Annotated in this window: 11 protein-coding genes; 5 read left to right on the top strand and 6 right to left on the bottom strand. The window is 42.2% G+C overall.

From position 1 onward, the window contains the following. Positions 1 to 168 precede the first annotated feature (168 nt). From I6E61_RS02265 to I6E61_RS02245, 5 genes are all read right to left on the bottom strand, one after another. Complete coding sequence (locus tag I6E61_RS02265; protein WP_197129088.1) at positions 169 to 1,704, bottom strand: sodium:alanine symporter family protein; 1,536 nt, start codon at positions 1,702 to 1,704, stop codon at positions 169 to 171. Positions 1,705 to 2,087: 383 nt separating this feature from the next. After that, positions 2,088 to 2,834, bottom strand: a complete 747-nt coding sequence (locus tag I6E61_RS02260) for a type 1 glutamine amidotransferase (RefSeq protein ID WP_197129085.1) — start codon at positions 2,832 to 2,834, stop codon at positions 2,088 to 2,090. Positions 2,835 to 2,939: 105 nt separating this feature from the next. Next, complete coding sequence (gene glyA, locus I6E61_RS02255; RefSeq protein ID WP_197129082.1) at positions 2,940 to 4,196, bottom strand: serine hydroxymethyltransferase; 1,257 nt, start codon at positions 4,194 to 4,196, stop codon at positions 2,940 to 2,942. A gap of 467 nt (positions 4,197 to 4,663) precedes the next feature. Continuing rightward, the gene (locus tag I6E61_RS02250) at positions 4,664 to 5,167 is read right to left on the bottom strand and encodes a chorismate lyase (protein WP_197129079.1); all 504 of its coding nucleotides are present in this window, start codon (positions 5,165 to 5,167) and stop codon (positions 4,664 to 4,666) included. A 43-nt stretch (positions 5,168 to 5,210) separates the two neighbouring features. Further along, entirely contained in the window at positions 5,211 to 6,590 is a 1,380-nt protein-coding gene (locus I6E61_RS02245) for a GNAT family N-acetyltransferase (protein ID WP_197129076.1), read from the bottom strand. Positions 6,591 to 7,217: 627 nt separating this feature from the next. On the opposite strand from I6E61_RS02245, the gene I6E61_RS02240 reads away from it, so the two are divergent. The 4 genes from I6E61_RS02240 to I6E61_RS02225 all read left to right on the top strand — a co-directional run bounded on the left by I6E61_RS02240 (position 7,218) and on the right by I6E61_RS02225 (position 12,838). Then, positions 7,218 to 9,437 carry an NADP-dependent isocitrate dehydrogenase gene (locus I6E61_RS02240; RefSeq protein WP_197129072.1) on the top strand — a complete coding sequence of 740 codons (2,220 nt, stop codon included), beginning with the start codon at positions 7,218 to 7,220 and terminating at the stop codon, positions 9,435 to 9,437. A gap of 495 nt (positions 9,438 to 9,932) precedes the next feature. Next, complete coding sequence (locus tag I6E61_RS02235) at positions 9,933 to 10,547, top strand: pseudouridine synthase (RefSeq protein ID WP_197129069.1); 615 nt, start codon at positions 9,933 to 9,935, stop codon at positions 10,545 to 10,547. 207 nt (positions 10,548 to 10,754) lie between these two features. Then, a complete protein-coding gene (locus I6E61_RS02230) occupies positions 10,755 to 11,261 on the top strand; it encodes a GNAT family N-acetyltransferase (RefSeq protein ID WP_197129066.1) in 507 nt (168 codons plus the stop codon). A gap of 767 nt (positions 11,262 to 12,028) precedes the next feature. Next, positions 12,029 to 12,838, top strand: a complete 810-nt coding sequence (locus I6E61_RS02225) for a DUF305 domain-containing protein (protein ID WP_197129063.1) — start codon at positions 12,029 to 12,031, stop codon at positions 12,836 to 12,838. Positions 12,839 to 13,021: 183 nt separating this feature from the next. Here I6E61_RS02225 and I6E61_RS02220 read toward each other — a convergent pair whose 3' ends face one another. Beyond that, positions 13,022 to 15,070, bottom strand: a complete 2,049-nt coding sequence (locus tag I6E61_RS02220; protein ID WP_197129060.1) for a M61 family metallopeptidase — start codon at positions 15,068 to 15,070, stop codon at positions 13,022 to 13,024. 334 nt (positions 15,071 to 15,404) lie between these two features. Between I6E61_RS02220 and I6E61_RS02215 the strand changes: the two genes are divergently transcribed. Continuing rightward, positions 15,405 to 15,890 (top strand): peptidylprolyl isomerase, encoded by a 486-nt coding sequence (locus I6E61_RS02215; RefSeq protein ID WP_197129057.1) that lies wholly within the window; start codon positions 15,405 to 15,407, stop codon positions 15,888 to 15,890. Positions 15,891 to 16,041 lie beyond the last annotated feature (151 nt).

Below are 16,041 nucleotides of genomic sequence, written 5' to 3'. Positions count from 1 at the left end.
GCTTACTGATTTTTTGCGTAAACTGGCAATTCTGCACAAATCGCTCCTCCCTAAAGTCTAATAGCTATCTAGCAAATAACGAATGCCTGCCATCAAAAAGCCCGCCAAGACTAATCTTGGCGGGCTTTTTTAATTATCAAGTTACAATAGAGTGTTCAATCAAACTCATTATTTATACTTTTTAATTTCACCACTTTTCACACGAGCTACGAAAGAATTAACCTCTCTTTTCACAACTGGCATCAAGAAGTATAGACCGATGATGTTAAAGATCGCCATAGCGAACAGAGCCGCATCTGAGAAGTCGATAACAAAGCTAAACTGTACGATGGTACCGATAACAACGAAGACTAAGAAGATAAGTTTGTATATCATCTCGCCGCCTTTACCTTCACCAAAGAGGTAAGTCCAAGCTTTTAGACCATAGTATGACCATGAAATCATCGTTGAAAAGGCGAACAATAATACCGCGACAGCTAAGAAGTACTGGAAAATTGGTGCTGTTTCCATAAAGGCGGCACGGGTTAGATCCACACCAGTGAGCGCTTGGGTTTGCAAGTTTGCGACAGTGTTCACCCCAGAGATAGTAATAACGAGCGCCGTCATAGTACAGATAACAACCGTATCAATGAAAGGCTCTAACAGCGCTACTAAACCTTCCGTAGCAGGCTCTTTGGTTTTTACCGCTGAGTGAGCAATAGCGGCTGAACCAACACCCGCCTCGTTAGAGAAAGTTGCACGTTTTAAACCTTGAATTAACGCGCCAATAAAGCCACCAGCCACGCCAGCACCAGTGAAGGCACCCGTGAAAATCTCGCCAAATGCAGCGCCGATATGATTAAAGTTTGCAACCAGTACAATGACACTCATTGTGATATACAATAAAGCCATAAAAGGTACGACTTTTTCGGTAACGGTTGCAATGCGCGGCATACCACCAATGATAACCATACCGACTAAAAACGCTAAGCCAATACCAAAGAATATACTGTAATCCGTTGGAATGCTAAAAGTAGAGCTCATGACTGCAAAGGCTTGGTTACCCTGAAACATGTTACCAGCACCAAAAGTGGCCAATATACACATAAGGGCAAAACCGACGGCTAACACTTTACCAAACCCACCCATACCACGTTCAGCCATACCGCGGCTTAGGTAGTACATAGGTCCACCTGATACGACGCCAGATGGTAGTACCGTACGGTATTTAACACCTAACGTACACTCTACAAACTTGGTCGCCATACCGAACAGACCAACCATGATCATCCAAAAGGTAGCACCAGGTCCACCAATAGCGAGTGCTGCACCGACACCAGCAATATTACCAAGACCAACCGTACCTGACAGAGCAGTGGCTAGTGCTTGAAAATGGCTAACCTCGCCTTCTTCTTTGACAGCAGGGTTTGGATCAGTATATTTGCCTCTGACAATATCTAAAGACAAGCCTATATGACGGAACTGAATAAAGCCAAAGTAAAAGGTAAAGACTAATGCGGCAACTAATAACCAACCTACAATTAGCGGAAAGCTTACATCGCCAAGAGGTACTGAAAAGAAAATAAGATCGACGAACCAGCCAAATATATTGGCCATAAAGGCATCGAGGCCAGCACCAAATGCTGCTAGACCTGATTGTTCTGCAGCTTGCGCAAGAGTAGTACTAAGTAATAGAATCGTTGCGACTAAATATTGTTTTTTCATATAAATTCCTTCAGTGAAAATAATATTTATATAATCATTTACAGCGATACGGATACAAAGTGTAATTATTTATTATACTTTGTATCAGTATTATTACTAAATGTTCAATGTCGACTATATACTAATAATTTTATATAAACAAAAACATTTGCATATTTTTCTCAATTAAACATCAACTTAGCGCTTTAAAGCTGACAGCCGAACTCAGTCAAATCCACTATAATTATCAAAAAATGTCGGTAGTAGCTCTTAGTATAGATAACAGACTTAAATATCGTTAAAAGAGCTCAGTGACAATATCAACACAGGTTTGCGTTACATGATCTACTTTTCTGAAATTTTAGTCCTTTCATTTATACCGGACTTCTATCGTCTACAAACCATTAACCATACTTCACTAGGTTATCTAGCATTGTAGAAAGCCATGCATTGTTATCTGCAATATACGTGTCCCCTAGCCCGATGATTTCATCAACCGCTTGAACTGTGTGAGGATAGTCAGTCATGGCATCTTGTATATAATCCTGCCCATGCATCACCATATCCACCATGCTCTTTTTAGTCACTTCGAAATGACATTGCCAACCAAGCACCCACGTACCTAACTCTTTATGTTTTGGCGTTTGATAGATAAAACCTTGATTCTCCCAGGCCTTTGACTTTGCAATTGCAGTCGCCCCTTGAGGACACTCAAAACCATCGCCATGCCAATGAAACACTGTAAATTCGTGCTTTGGCAAATCTTTTAGTAGCTGATGCTCTAGCCCTTGTTTGGTTAATTGAATTGGCATCCAACCAACCTCTTTTATACCTGACGGAGCAACTTTTGCCCCCAAACTATCCGCTATTAACTGCGCCCCCAAGCAAACACCAACGACTGTTTTTCCCTCTTCGATACTTTGCTGAATGAAGGCCTTCTCATCAGCTAGCCATTCAAAATCAGCTTCATCATGGATGCTCATTGGTCCGCCCATAATAATCAACCAATCAAAACTGTCTTGAGAAGGCAATGAATCATTTTCGTAGAAACGAGTGATAGTAATGCTATGACCTTGATTATCTGCCCACTGTTTAATATAGCTGAGTTCTTCAAAATCAACATGGTATAGGGCATGAATACGTAGCGTCATTGAATTATCCTTTTATTAAAAAAGAAAAACCGCCTAGCAAAAGCTAAGCGGTTTTTTATCATACAACGCTTAATAAGCGCCGTCTAAATCAGTACAAAGTTAAGCTTACTGGTTTTTTTCGTAAACTGGTAACTCTGCACAGATCGCTTCTACTTTACCGCGTACTTCAGTAGCAACCGCTTCATCACCGCGGCTGTCTAGCACGTCACAAATCCAACCTGCCAACTCGCCCGCTTGTGCTTCGTTGAAGCCGCGAGTAGTAATCGCTGGTGTACCGATACGGATACCAGACGTTACGAACGGAGATTTTGGATCGTTTGGTACAGCGTTTTTGTTCACAGTGATGTGAGCTTCGCCAAGCCATTTGTCCGCTTCTTTACCCGTCATTTCTTGCTTAACGAGGCTGATCAGCATTAGATGGTTTTCAGTACCGCCAGAGATGACTTCATAGCCGCGCTCTTGAACCACTTTTGCCATCGCTTGTGCATTTTTCACCACTTGCTGCTGATAAGTAGAGAAGTTGCCTTCCAATGCTTCTTTGAAACAAACCGCTTTCGCAGCGATAACATGCATCAATGGGCCACCTTGGTTGCCCGGGAATACAGCAGAATTTAGTTTTTTAGCAAGTACTTCATCACGAGACAAAATCATACCTGAGCGTGGGCCACGTAGGGTTTTGTGCGTAGTAGTAGTTACGACATCAGCGAATGGTACTGGGCTTGGATAAACACCGCCAGCAACTAGGCCTGCAACGTGAGCCATATCTACTAACAAGTAAGCGCCTACTTCGTCCGCGATGTCACGGAAACGCTGCCAATCGACTACTTGTGAATATGCCGAAAAACCAGCGATGATCATTTTAGGCTTGTGCTCACGTGCTAGAGCATCTACTTGGTCATAATCAATAAGACCAGTACCATCTACCAATCCATACTGTACGGCATTGTAGTTCAGGCCTGAAAAGTTGATGTGCGCGCCATGAGTCAAGTGACCACCAGCATCTAGGCTCATGCCCAATACCGTGTCATTGGCTTCTAGCAATGCTAAAAATACCGCTGAGTTTGCTTGGCTACCAGAATGTGGCTGAACGTTCACATACTCTGCACCGAACAACTCTTTAGCACGGTCAATAGCCAGTTGCTCTACGACGTCTACATGCTCACAACCACCATAATAACGCTTACCAGGATAGCCTTCAGCGTATTTGTTGGTTAGGTCAGTACCTTGCGCTTCCATCACTGCTTGTGAGCAGTAGTTTTCAGAAGCAATAAGCTCAATGTGGTTTTCTTGACGAACGCTTTCTGCGGCCATCGCTTCAGCAAGTACTGGATCAAAACTTTGAAGAGAGATATTTTTAAACATATTTAATGTCCTAAGTAGTGACTGTCATTGAGAAAATGTCATTTAAGAGAAGCTTATAGCTTGCCCACAATAAAACAACTACTGCGTCAATGCCGCTAGAAGTACGCGTGATACCTCTGCACTGTTTTTCAGCAGTCTGTTGTTTTTCTACAATCTGTTTTATGGTATGACCATTATTGTGAATGGGGTCTATTAGCTGAGATTAAAATAAGAATAAACGCAGGCGAGTGGCCAGCCATGAAGTTGTCCAATTCGGCAATAAATTCGATACACATATGCATCGATATCATCGCTAAAGATTAAGTGTAACATGAAAATTTGTGCTGCGAACGCAAAAAAACCTCACCTTAAGATGAGGGAATTAAATGACCATATAACACAGATAAATAGCCAATAAAATAAAGGATTTACCTGCTATGAATTCTTGGCGATATGCTGTTTTACACGTATATAGGCATAAAATATTTTTAAGCGTGGCTAGATAAAAACTCAGGTAGGAACGTTTCACTGATCATTAGCGTACGACCATACCAATCATAACGGGTTTGCCGTTGCCAACCTGTGGCCGTTTGCTGAATAAATCGCTGATTAGGTAGTGTTCGGCTGCGCTTGAATAGCACATAACCGATGGGAGTACCTTTGAGCTGTTGTAGACGGCGTGCGCGGCCTTTTAGACTGGATAGCGGAAAGATACTTTGTGCTTGTACCCATGGTAATTCATCATCACCATAAAGCTGTACTTCACGCACCCAAGCCAACATCGGACGATTAAGCGCTGACCCTTGCAGGTCCAATTGTTGCTTTTGTATCAGAGACAGCTGCCGATAGCCCTCAAAACTGCGCTCTACACGCAAAGGCTGCCCAGCTTTTACTTCCAGCATGGCAGTGAGAGAGCCTTTGGCGTTGAGCCACGGTAGTAGCTCACTAGGAGGTGAGGGATTGCTAAAACAGGACGTTTGAGTACTGGACATAGTTAACGGCTAATTGTGAAGTATTAAATAAGAGGAGCTGGCACTAATTGTTCGTATCAAACTCTGGCATATTGTCCGCATTAAACGGCAAGGCCTCAAATGCCTGCTGACGATACTGCGCCATGTGCTCACGGTCTTTGCGGCAAAAATCTGCAATCGCGGGTACAAAACGTGGATCATAAATACGGTGCAGCGAGTGCGTCGTGGTTGGGATAAAACCACGAATCAGTTTATGCTCCCCTTGCGTACCTGGATCGAAATACGTCAGACCTTGCTCAATGGCAAACTCGATACCCTGATAGTAGCACAGCTCAAAGTGCAAACTGTCGTACTCGCCCAGCGCGCCCCAATAGCGCCCATATAAAGTCGCATTATTATCAACATCACCATTAACATTGTCGCTATCAGGTTTATCGTACAAGAACAGACTGCTAGCAATGATTTCGCCATCATCATTGAGTGCTTGGGCGAGCATCAAATGCTCAGGCATGCTCTGTGCTAATGCCATAAAAAAATCTATCGTCAGATAAGGCTGTTGACCACGCACCGCATACGTCATCACATAGCAGTGATAAAATGCCTTCCAATCGGCATCGGTAATATCCGCCCCACACTTACGCTGACAGCTGATATTTTGCTCAGCAACTTTGCGACGCTCAGCACGGATGGTTTTACGTTTTTTGGCTTTTAGTGTCATTAGAAATGCATCAAAATCTGCGAATGGCTGACCTTTTTGTAGTAAGTCTTTATTTTGCCACAAGAACTGACAGCCTTGACGCTCTAATATAGGCATCTCAATTGCGGTTTGCTCTAAGCCATTATCTTGGGCTGCTAACGCATGCTCTATATCGATATCTGTCGGCAGCGCTGCGGTCGCGACAGAAGCCAACTCGGGCGTGACAAACAGTCCATGCCAGCTGGATGCACCTACTTGCTGAGCAATATCATCAACACCTGCGATAGCTGTTTTTATCACTTCTTCACTTAATGTTTCGCCTGTCGCCAACCACAAGCGCTGACCGGTAATCGGTGTATAAGGGACGCTACTGACCAATCGCGGATAATAATCAATGCCATAGCGTGCATAGGCTTCTGCCCATGCATGATCAAACACGAACTCACCGCGATGATGACCCTTTATGAATACGGGTAATACCGCAACAGGATGTAATGCATGTCCTTCTATACCGTCTATTGCATTGCCATTGCTGTCTTCTTTATCATTGCTGTCTTCGCCATCAGCATAATTGGCAACACGGTGCACCAAAATAAATATTGGTAGCCAGCCTGCTTGCTCGCCAATCGCACCTGTGTCTGCCAGTGCTTGCCAAAAGGCAAATGACATAAAAGGCGTATCTGGTGTCTGCCAGTCTGCTTGGCTCTGCCAACTGGTATCATTAATCAGCGCGTATTCTAAACTCATACTGTTTGTCATTATTATAATCGCTATATATTTATCGATAACCGATTGATTAGTGACCTAGCCTAGCAAATTTTTGATAGTTTGCTGTCACAATTTGCAAAATTTCATCTATATGCAATAAAAAACCACCTACTATAATAGAGGTGGCTATGTTTTATAATGGTGCTGATATCCTATTCTCCATCTCATTATAAAAGCCAATGAAAAGACAGTAGTTGCATGGAAAAGATGATATCGAAGCTGATGACTGGTAGAATAAGGTTGTTATTAGCTTAATATAATTCAGATACATAGGATATGAGCGAAAACAGTATACTTAGTTCATTATACAAGATTGACATCATAGCCGATTTATAGTGGATTAACTATAATATGAAGTCAGCAGTTCACCCTTCAGGTCATTTCGGACAGACAATCAAAGCACCGTACTGTTTTAAGAGGCCTGTTTGATGAACGCTAATAGCCGTGCGTAAAAGAAAAATTTAAATGGTCTCCAACATTTCTGAGACTACATATGATGTACTTGATCTAACCACATAATTCGTTATTGCATAGTATGATCCAACGATATTCGAATTTATGTGTACGTATTATTTTTAACGACAACTAAAGGGATACCCGATTACAATGTCAAAAATTATTTATACAAAAACTGATGAGGCGCCTGCTCTAGCAACCCTTTCATTCTTACCTATTGTCGAAGCGTTTACTAAAACGGCAGGGATTGCTGTTGAGACAACTGATATCTCTGTTGCAGCGCGAGTATTGGCTGAATTCCCAGAATATTTGACAGAAGAGCAACGCGTACCAAACAATTTGGCTGAGCTTGGTCGTCTGACACAAGATCCAAACACCAATATCATTAAACTGCCAAACATCAGTGCTTCTGTACAGCAGCTTAAAGCCTGTATCAAAGAGTTGCAAAGCAAAGGCTTTGCGTTACCTAATTTCCCAGAAGATCCACAGACTGACGAAGAAATAGAACTGCGTCGCCGTTATGGTAAAAGCTTAGGTAGCTCGGTTAACCCTGTATTACGTGAAGGTAACTCAGATCGCCGCGCCCCTAAAGCTGTCAAAAACTATGCTCGCAAGCATCCGCATTCTATGGGTGAGTGGAAGCAATGGTCAAGCACGCATGTGTCACACATGCATGGCGGTGACTTCTATGATGGCGAGCAATCTATCACTTTAGACAAAGCTCGTACCGTACGTATGGAGCTGTTACTTGATGACGGCACCAATAAAGTCTTGAAACCTAAGATCGCTTTGCTTGATAAAGAAGTGATTGACCTAATGGTTATGAGCAAACAGGCATTGCTAGACTTTTATGAGCGTGAAATGGAAGATTGCCGCGAAGCCGGTATTCTGTTCTCACTACACGTAAAAGCCACTATGATGAAGGTGTCACACCCTATCGTATTTGGTCACGCGGTTCGTATCTACTACAAAGAAGCCTTTGCAAAACATGGCGCAACGTTTGACGAGCTAGGCATTAACGTCAACAACGGCATGGCTGATTTGTTCGACAAAATTGCAACTTTGCCAGCCTCAAAGCGTGAAGAGATTGAACAAGACTTGCATGCTTGCCAAGAGCATCGCCCACGTCTGGCCATGGTTGATTCTTCAAAAGGCATCACTAACTTCCATTCGCCAAGCGACATTATCGTAGATGCATCAATGCCTGCTATGATTCGTAATGGCGGTAAAATGTGGGGCGCTGATGGCAAACTATATGATTGCAAAGCCGTTATGCCTGAATCTACCTTTGCACGTATTTATCAAGAAATGATCAACTTCTGCAAATGGCATGGTAACTTTGATCCAACGACAATGGGTACTGTCCCTAACGTTGGCTTGATGGCGCAAAAAGCAGAAGAGTACGGCTCACATGACAAGACTTTTGAGTCGAGCAATGCTGGTATTGCACGTATTGTTGACGTAGATACTGATGAAGTATTACTCGAAAAACGTGTCGAAAAAGGTGATATCTGGCGCATGTGTCAGGTTAAAGATGATCCTATCCAAGATTGGGTGAAACTGGCTGTTCGCCGTGCGCGCGAATCAGACACACCTGTTATCTTCTGGTTAGACCCATATCGTCCACATGAGAATGAGCTGATCAAAAAAGTTCAAACTTACTTGAAGGATCATGACACTACAGGTCTACACATTGAAATCATGTCACAAGTTCGTGCCATGCGTTATACGCTAGAGCGCGTTGCTCGTGGTCTAGATACTATCTCTGCTACTGGTAACATCTTGCGTGATTACCTAACTGACTTGTTCCCAATTCTAGAGCTAGGCACCAGTGCCAAAATGCTATCAGTCGTACCACTAATGAAAGGTGGTGGTCTGTTCGAAACAGGTGCAGGTGGCTCAGCTCCGAAACACGTTGAGCAGCTCGTAGAAGAAAACCATTTACGTTGGGATTCATTGGGTGAGTTTTTAGCCTTGACCGTATCTTTGGAGCATTTAGCAGAGAACGATAACAATGCTAAAGCCAAAATATTGGCTGACACGCTAGATACAGCGACAGAAAAACTGCTGTTGAATGACAAGTCACCATCACGCAAAACAGGTGAATTAGACAACCGTGGTAGTCACTTCTATCTGGCCATGTACTGGGCTGAAGAGCTGGCAGCACAAGATCAAGATAGCGAGCTAAAAGCACAATTTACACCATTTGCCCAAAAGCTTAAAGACAGCGAAGATGCTATCGTTAAAGAGCTTAACCAAGCTCAAGGCAAGCCTGTAGATATCAAGGGCTACTACTATGCCGATGAAGAATTGGCTAAGAAAGCCATGCGTCCAAGTGCTTTGTTTAACGAAACACTGGCATCGCTATAATTCCTAAGCGATCGCACTTAGACAGTTAAGCTCAATCGCTTTTGGGTTTTATATCTAGAAGTGATTAAGCAAGTTTAAGTCTTAGTAAATAAAACACCTCAACTGCCTTAGGGCGTTGAGGTGTTTTTTATGGTCTTTAATAACATATCCAAGTTGTATTGGAACGATTATATTGTAGACCCCTTTTCTGGCTGCCATCATACAGCCTACGCCCTGTATTCATCTTAGCAAAAAATATGAGTGGCCCTGTGAACAGTAGAAAAACACTTTATAATAGATGCTTATCTTAATTAGAAAAATATATAGTATCCAAAAAATATGAAAAAACTATCAAAATATAGATGAAGTGGAAGCCTCTAGCTCGTATTGCCTTACTTTTGTAGCAGGACGCAGTATATCTAGAGCGTATGCTCATTTTTATTTTAGATGTTAGGGTGTATCATCATTTGGATAGTAAGTAATACTGACTCATTTATATTTAGGAAACAGCTGTTTATGTCGACCTCTAGTCTCGTACTATTCAATAAGCCTTATGCCGTGCAAAGTCAGTTCAGAGATGACAGCAATAACAACCACACCACGCTATCTGAATACATTACGGACAAATCATTGCGCGTGGCTGGTAGGCTTGATGCGACCTCAGAAGGTTTGCTGATTCTGACTGATGACGGTCGAGTTAACAAAGCAATCACCCATCCACCCAAAGCCAATGCTGGGCGGAAACAAGGCAAGACGTACTTAGTACAAGTTGAAGGCATTCCTACTTCTGAGCAGCTTAGCAAGCTCCAAAAAGGTGTGATTCTCAAAGATGGCAAAACCCTACCTGCTGAGATTAAACATGTCAGTAAAGATGAATTGCCAATGCCGCTCTGGCAACGTGACCCACCGATACGTGAGCGTAAAAGCGTGCCAGACTCATGGCTGATATTGACGATATATGAAGGTAAAAATCGTCAAGTAAGACGCATGACTGCACATGTGGGGCTACCTTGCTTACGTTTGATACGCTGGTCAGTGGCAGGGTTTGAGTTAAGTGATTTAGCTGTTGGAGAGTTTGTACGAATTCATTTAGATAGTGAACGCTGTAAGCAGTTAGGTATTACTCAATAGTTGGATTGCTAAATTGCTAGTTAAAGCATTATATAAGAAAAATCTTTCAACACTATTAAAAAGATTGGTTGGGATAAAAATCATATTGATGATAAGACATTAATCATAGATAGATATAAAACACCCAAAAATGTTCGTCGATATTATGATTGATGGGCGCGTTACAGGATTTTATATAGCAAAACGTTAAATAATCAGGAGCGTTCTATGGAAATAAAGGAAATAAGTACTACCTTAGATCTAGTCGAGCAATTACATCCATTGCTAATTGACTGTGTCGAGAGTGGCGCGTCTGTTGGTTTCTTAACACCTGTCAATGAGCAAGAAATACAATCATATTGGTCATCTGTAGAAACAGAACTTGCATCAGGACTTAGGAAATTGTTCCTTGCATATGATGACGGAAGCGTAATAGGCGCAGTCCAACTCTCACTCTGTTCTAAGCCTAATGGTTCACATAGAGGAGAAGTCGAAAAACTCATGGTTCATACGGGTGCTCGAGGTAAAGGTGTTAGTAAGAAACTAATGTCGCTAATGGAAGCTGTAGCGTCTGAGATCAATTTGTCATTACTTGTACTCGATACCCGTGTAGGTGACGTTGCATCTTCGTTATATCGTTCTATTGGTTACACCGAGGTGGGTCAAATTCCGCAATTCGCACGTAGCTCTACAGGAGAGCTAGAAGGAACCGTTTATTTCTTCAAAATACTTTAGTCTAATAAGAGCTTGAAGGTTGACTCACAACGTATGACATTTTTACTGTGCTTTACCTCTAATTTTCAAGGTAGTTTGGAAAGGCATATACCTTACGTGACTAACGCCTTAACGGGTTGATACTTCTTTTCTGTAGGCTAAAGATACAAAATAAGGCAAAGCGGCTTTTGTATCAGTCAGAGCTGGACTAAACAAATTCAATGAGAAACACATTGGCTCAATATATCGATAGAGAGCTAGTGCGTTGCTAAAAACAAGAACAATCAGACAGTAGGCGATATTCTTGGAGAAATTAAAAGGCGCTGGTTCTATGTTGAATAATGATGAGTATCTGAATCCGCTAGTGCAAAAGAGCTTGATTCAAAATTATTACGATATTTAGAATATGGCCTCCTCTCCGAAGGAGTAATAAACTATCGGTTAGAGACGACATCATTGCAAGCGTTAGATTTTTATAAAGAGCGAGGTTATATTTTCTTTGTCGAGTTTGATAATATACTGCTACCTCACACCAGTTATTTTCTAAAATAAATGAGTACATAGCAAGCGATGATTAAAAACAAGCATGCCAGCGTCTAACACATTATATTCTGGCTTCACGCAGCCTCCCCTACGATAAATGAGTTTCGTTACGACCTATTAATCATAGTGTCTCGAATGAGTAAGGTTTATCTGATAAGATTCAGCACGCGATTGGTTTTGCGTAATCGATCACGTTTGTTTGTTACCTCTGTTTGTTACTTGGTATTTTATAATAGGAATACATCATGATTGCTTCTCATCGTTTTTTATTGTTGGTCACCAGTATTTCTGCTGCGCTCATACTGAGTGCCTGTCAGCCGACAACAGAAAATAATGAAGCGACCTCTGACGAAGAAATCACCACGCCAGTGACTGATATAGCAGAGACTCAAGATGAAACTGAAGCTAATGACTTAGCGGAAAATGAAGACATCATTGACGAAAGCCAAATGACTGATGTGCTCAAAGACTATACAAAATCGATGACCAGAATGCATGATGAAATGATGATCGGTATGAGTTACAACGACCCTGACACTGCATTCGCTAAAAGCATGCTTGGGCATCATCGTGGCGCGATAGACATGGCAAAAATTCAGCTGAAATACGGTACTGATGAAAAAGTGCGTCAGCTTGCTCAAGAGATTATTGACGCTCAACAGATTGAAATCGATATTTTGAATAAATGGCTTGCCAGCCATCCTGATACAGCCAAAACTAAACCTAATACTGAGGCTATGCAACAAGCCTATGCTAGAAGTATGGATGTTTTGAATGGTGATATGGTACTAGGTATTGCCGATCCCATCCCTGACATGGCATTCACGCGCGGCATGCTACCGCATCATCTGGGCGCAGTAGAAATGGCCACTATCCAGCTGAAATATGGTACTGATGAAGAGATGCGTCAACTGGCGCAAGATATCATCGACACTCAACAACCTGAAATCAAACAGATGAAAAATTGGATTGCAGACTCTCAAACGGATGAAAGTACAGAGGATAAACTTGGGGAAGAGGACGTAGATGTAAAAGCTGAAGCACCTGACTCTTAGAGACTGAGTTACTTCTGATGTTTTAAGAAAACTCCCGAATATACCGATAGCGTATAACGCAAAACCCCTGTTAAATATAATCATTTAACAGGGGTTTTTATTTTGTATAAATATCCAAACAGAATACTTAGGCAGAGTGGCGAAAATCGATAACCTTAAATTAGTGTACTTAACTCAATACCCTTAATTCTGATAACGTTCTATCGCATTAAGCCATGGTTGCCAGCCCGCATTATTTAGAGAGTGCTCATCACTGGCTCTTGACGATACATCATCTTTTGCTAAGTGCAGACTTACTTTATGCGGAAATGCTTTTTCATTAATGTCATTCGTACTACTATCGGTACTGGCTGGCTGTTGCATTTTAATAGCTGCTTTCGGTAGTACATTGACACGTATCAACTCATCACGGCGAAACAAGTAACATTCAACGTTATGTACTGCATTGCTAAACGAAGCTAACTGTTTACTATCGGCTTTGATGCCATCAATCGCAACAATAACATCGTGCGCTGAAATCCCAGCTATGGCAGCCACGCTATCACGCTGTACGCGATTAACCTTTAGTCCGGCAGGCGTTTCAGTACAACGCATACCCCACGGCACATGCTTATCGGCGGTCTCTTTACTATTAGTACGCATGTTAGTACCATTGGCAGCCAACAGCGCTTCAATTGGTAACTCCTCAACACCGTTGACATAGCGATGCTCAAAATCCTCCCAATCCGCTAACGGCATAAACTGACTGATTACCGCACCCATATCAGCACTACTGATGCCAACACGTTGGTTATCATTTTGCTTAGCTTGAGTATAAAAGGCCTTGACCACATCAAATAGACGATAGCGACCAGCGCTGTTTTGTAGCAGCGTCAAATCCAAACATAACGCAACCAGTGCCCCTTTATTGTAATAGCTAATACCCGCATTACCTGTATTTTCGTCATTGCGATATAACTTAATCCAAGCATCAAAACTCGACTCTGCGACACTTTGATACGCACGGCCATCGGTTTGATAGTAGCGATTGATTTGCTCAGCCAATAGCTTAAGATAGCTTGTTTTGTCAATCACACCTGATGCTTGCAACATAAAGTCATCGATATAAGACGTAAAACCCTCAAACACCCAAAGTAACGGCGTGAAAGCCTCACGGCGCAAATCAACCTCTAGCATGACATCAGGGCGTACGGTCTTAACCCACCATGAATGAAAATACTCATGGCTGCATAAACCCAAAAAGCGCTGATAATCTGCGCTTGGTATCTTTGGCTCATCAATACTTGGCAAGTCACGGCGCGGGGTAATCAAGCTGGTAGAGTTGATATGCTCAAGGCCACCGTAATCTTGACCACTGGCAAAAGTCATAAACGTGTAATCACTAAAAGGTGCATCACCTAGCCAGCCTAAATACGTCTGGCAAATCTGAGTGATATCTTGCTGCAACCTGCCCATATTGGCATTATGCTTACCAGCGAGGTAAAAACTATGATGTAGCGTCTGATGTTCGTTATCTTGAATAATAAAATCAAACTTGTCTTGTTCTGCGATTTCAAAAGGGTAATCAATCAGCTCGTGATAATTATCCGCTTGTAGCCCGTAAGCATGCTGACCGTCGAGTTTTAGAGGGGTAGAGTTCAAACCAGATGCCAGAACAACACGATCTTCTTCTTTGTCTGCAAAAAATGCGGCCGGAACGATTAAGCTCACATTGACAGGCGTATGCTCTTGTCCCTCAACTGCTAGTGCAAGCGAGGTAAAATTGCCGTATAAGCGCTGCTGATCAACATAGGCAGTACGTACCGATAGATCATAACAATACACTTCATAGTGAACCTCTACTGTCTGCCCTGCCTCTACTTGAGGTAGCTGCCAAGTATGTTTGTCTATTTTTTGCGCACGATAAGTCTTAAGTGGTGTGTCGCCATCTGTTGTTTGGCTAGTTGTTTTGCTATCCGTTGCTTGACTGTCTAACACCTGATAGTGAACGGCAGTGATGTTGCGGGCAAACTCACGCATCAGATAACTACCCGGTATCCATGCTGGCAACCAAAGCTGAGGGGAATTGGCCGTTGCCGTAAAGCTCAGCGACACATCGATCAGATGCTCAAAGAAACGATCAAAATTGAATCGATAACTGATATCAGCGATTACGTTGGTATTGTTCACATCATTATTGTTGGTATTGCTATTTATGAATTGGTTATTTGCAGTATTGGTAACAGAAGTCATCGTCTTTTTCATCCTTGTTTTTATCATTATGTTAGAAGCCCTTACCCAAAAACGCAACCGCCAAACCACGAATACCCAATAGCTCACCCTAAACTGCTTAAAACAGTGTTTATTTTGATAAAATGTGACATTTATTAAGATTAAATGGCATTTTTTCTTGTTTTTACCTTGAAAGTTATATGCGTCATCTCAATTAAAGACGCTAACTGCTAAAGTTACTTTAATAAACTGATGATAATTGACTCATGACGTGGCTATTTGGCTTGCTAATTGGATTTTTTAGGTTTATTGCAACCGTATTTAATTTTTTACACAGATATATTTAGGATAATTTATGACTACTATCGCAAAAGATACCGCCGTCAAATTCAATTACACACTAAAAGACGACGAAGGCAACATTCTTGACCAATCACCAGAAGGTCAACCACTTGCTTATTTGCATGGCCATAGCAACATCATCCCAGGCCTTGAGCAACAGCTAGAAGGTAAGTCTGCTGGCGAACGAGTCAATGCAGTAGTTGAACCTGCTGATGGCTACGGCGAGTATCAAGAGCAAGCAGTACAGCACGTACCACGTGACAACTTCCAAGGCGTTGAAGACATCCAACCTGGTATGCAGTTTCAGTCAGAAGCTGGTGGCCAAGTAATGCTAGTTACCGTTACTGCTGTAAATGACGAAGAAGTAACCGTTGATGCAAACCATCCATTGGCTGGTAAGCGTTTGACGTTTGACGTTGAAATCCAAGAAGTACGTGCAGCAACTGAAGACGAGCTGAACCATGGCCATGTACATGGTGCTGGTGGCGTTGAGCACTAATCTCTTTTAGAGAATAGTAAGAAAGGATGAGGCGATAAGTCACCAATGTGACTGTCGTTTAATCTAAAAAGGGTTAGTAGCCATCGCTACTGACCCTTTTTTTGTGCTTATTTTTATACCTACAATTTATAGAAAATACTGCTGAGACTGT

Source organism: Psychrobacter sp. NZS113 (assembly GCF_015864825.1).
GTDB lineage: Bacteria > Pseudomonadota > Gammaproteobacteria > Pseudomonadales > Moraxellaceae > Psychrobacter.
Note: the sequence above shows the minus strand (reverse complement) of the source record. Positions and strands in the feature narration are given on the sequence as shown.

Bases quoted from the DNA above. Each gene is read 5' to 3' on its own strand.
- I6E61_RS02265 (WP_197129088.1), bottom strand. From the start codon at position 1,704: ATGAAAAAACAATATTTAGTCGCAACGATTCTATTACTTAGTACTACT.
- I6E61_RS02260 (WP_197129085.1), bottom strand. From the start codon at position 2,834: ATGACGCTACGTATTCATGCCCTATACCATGTTGATTTTGAAGAACTC.
- glyA (WP_197129082.1), bottom strand. From the start codon at position 4,196: ATGTTTAAAAATATCTCTCTTCAAAGTTTTGATCCAGTACTTGCTGAA.
- I6E61_RS02250 (WP_197129079.1), bottom strand. From the start codon at position 5,167: ATGTCCAGTACTCAAACGTCCTGTTTTAGCAATCCCTCACCTCCTAGT.
- I6E61_RS02245 (WP_197129076.1), bottom strand. From the start codon at position 6,590: ATGAGTTTAGAATACGCGCTGATTAATGATACCAGTTGGCAGAGCCAA.
- I6E61_RS02240 (WP_197129072.1), top strand. From the start codon at position 7,218: ATGTCAAAAATTATTTATACAAAAACTGATGAGGCGCCTGCTCTAGCA.
- I6E61_RS02235 (WP_197129069.1), top strand. From the start codon at position 9,933: ATGTCGACCTCTAGTCTCGTACTATTCAATAAGCCTTATGCCGTGCAA.
- I6E61_RS02230 (WP_197129066.1), top strand. From the start codon at position 10,755: ATGGAAATAAAGGAAATAAGTACTACCTTAGATCTAGTCGAGCAATTA.
- I6E61_RS02225 (WP_197129063.1), top strand. From the start codon at position 12,029: ATGATTGCTTCTCATCGTTTTTTATTGTTGGTCACCAGTATTTCTGCT.
- I6E61_RS02220 (WP_197129060.1), bottom strand. From the start codon at position 15,070: ATGACTTCTGTTACCAATACTGCAAATAACCAATTCATAAATAGCAAT.
- I6E61_RS02215 (WP_197129057.1), top strand. From the start codon at position 15,405: ATGACTACTATCGCAAAAGATACCGCCGTCAAATTCAATTACACACTA.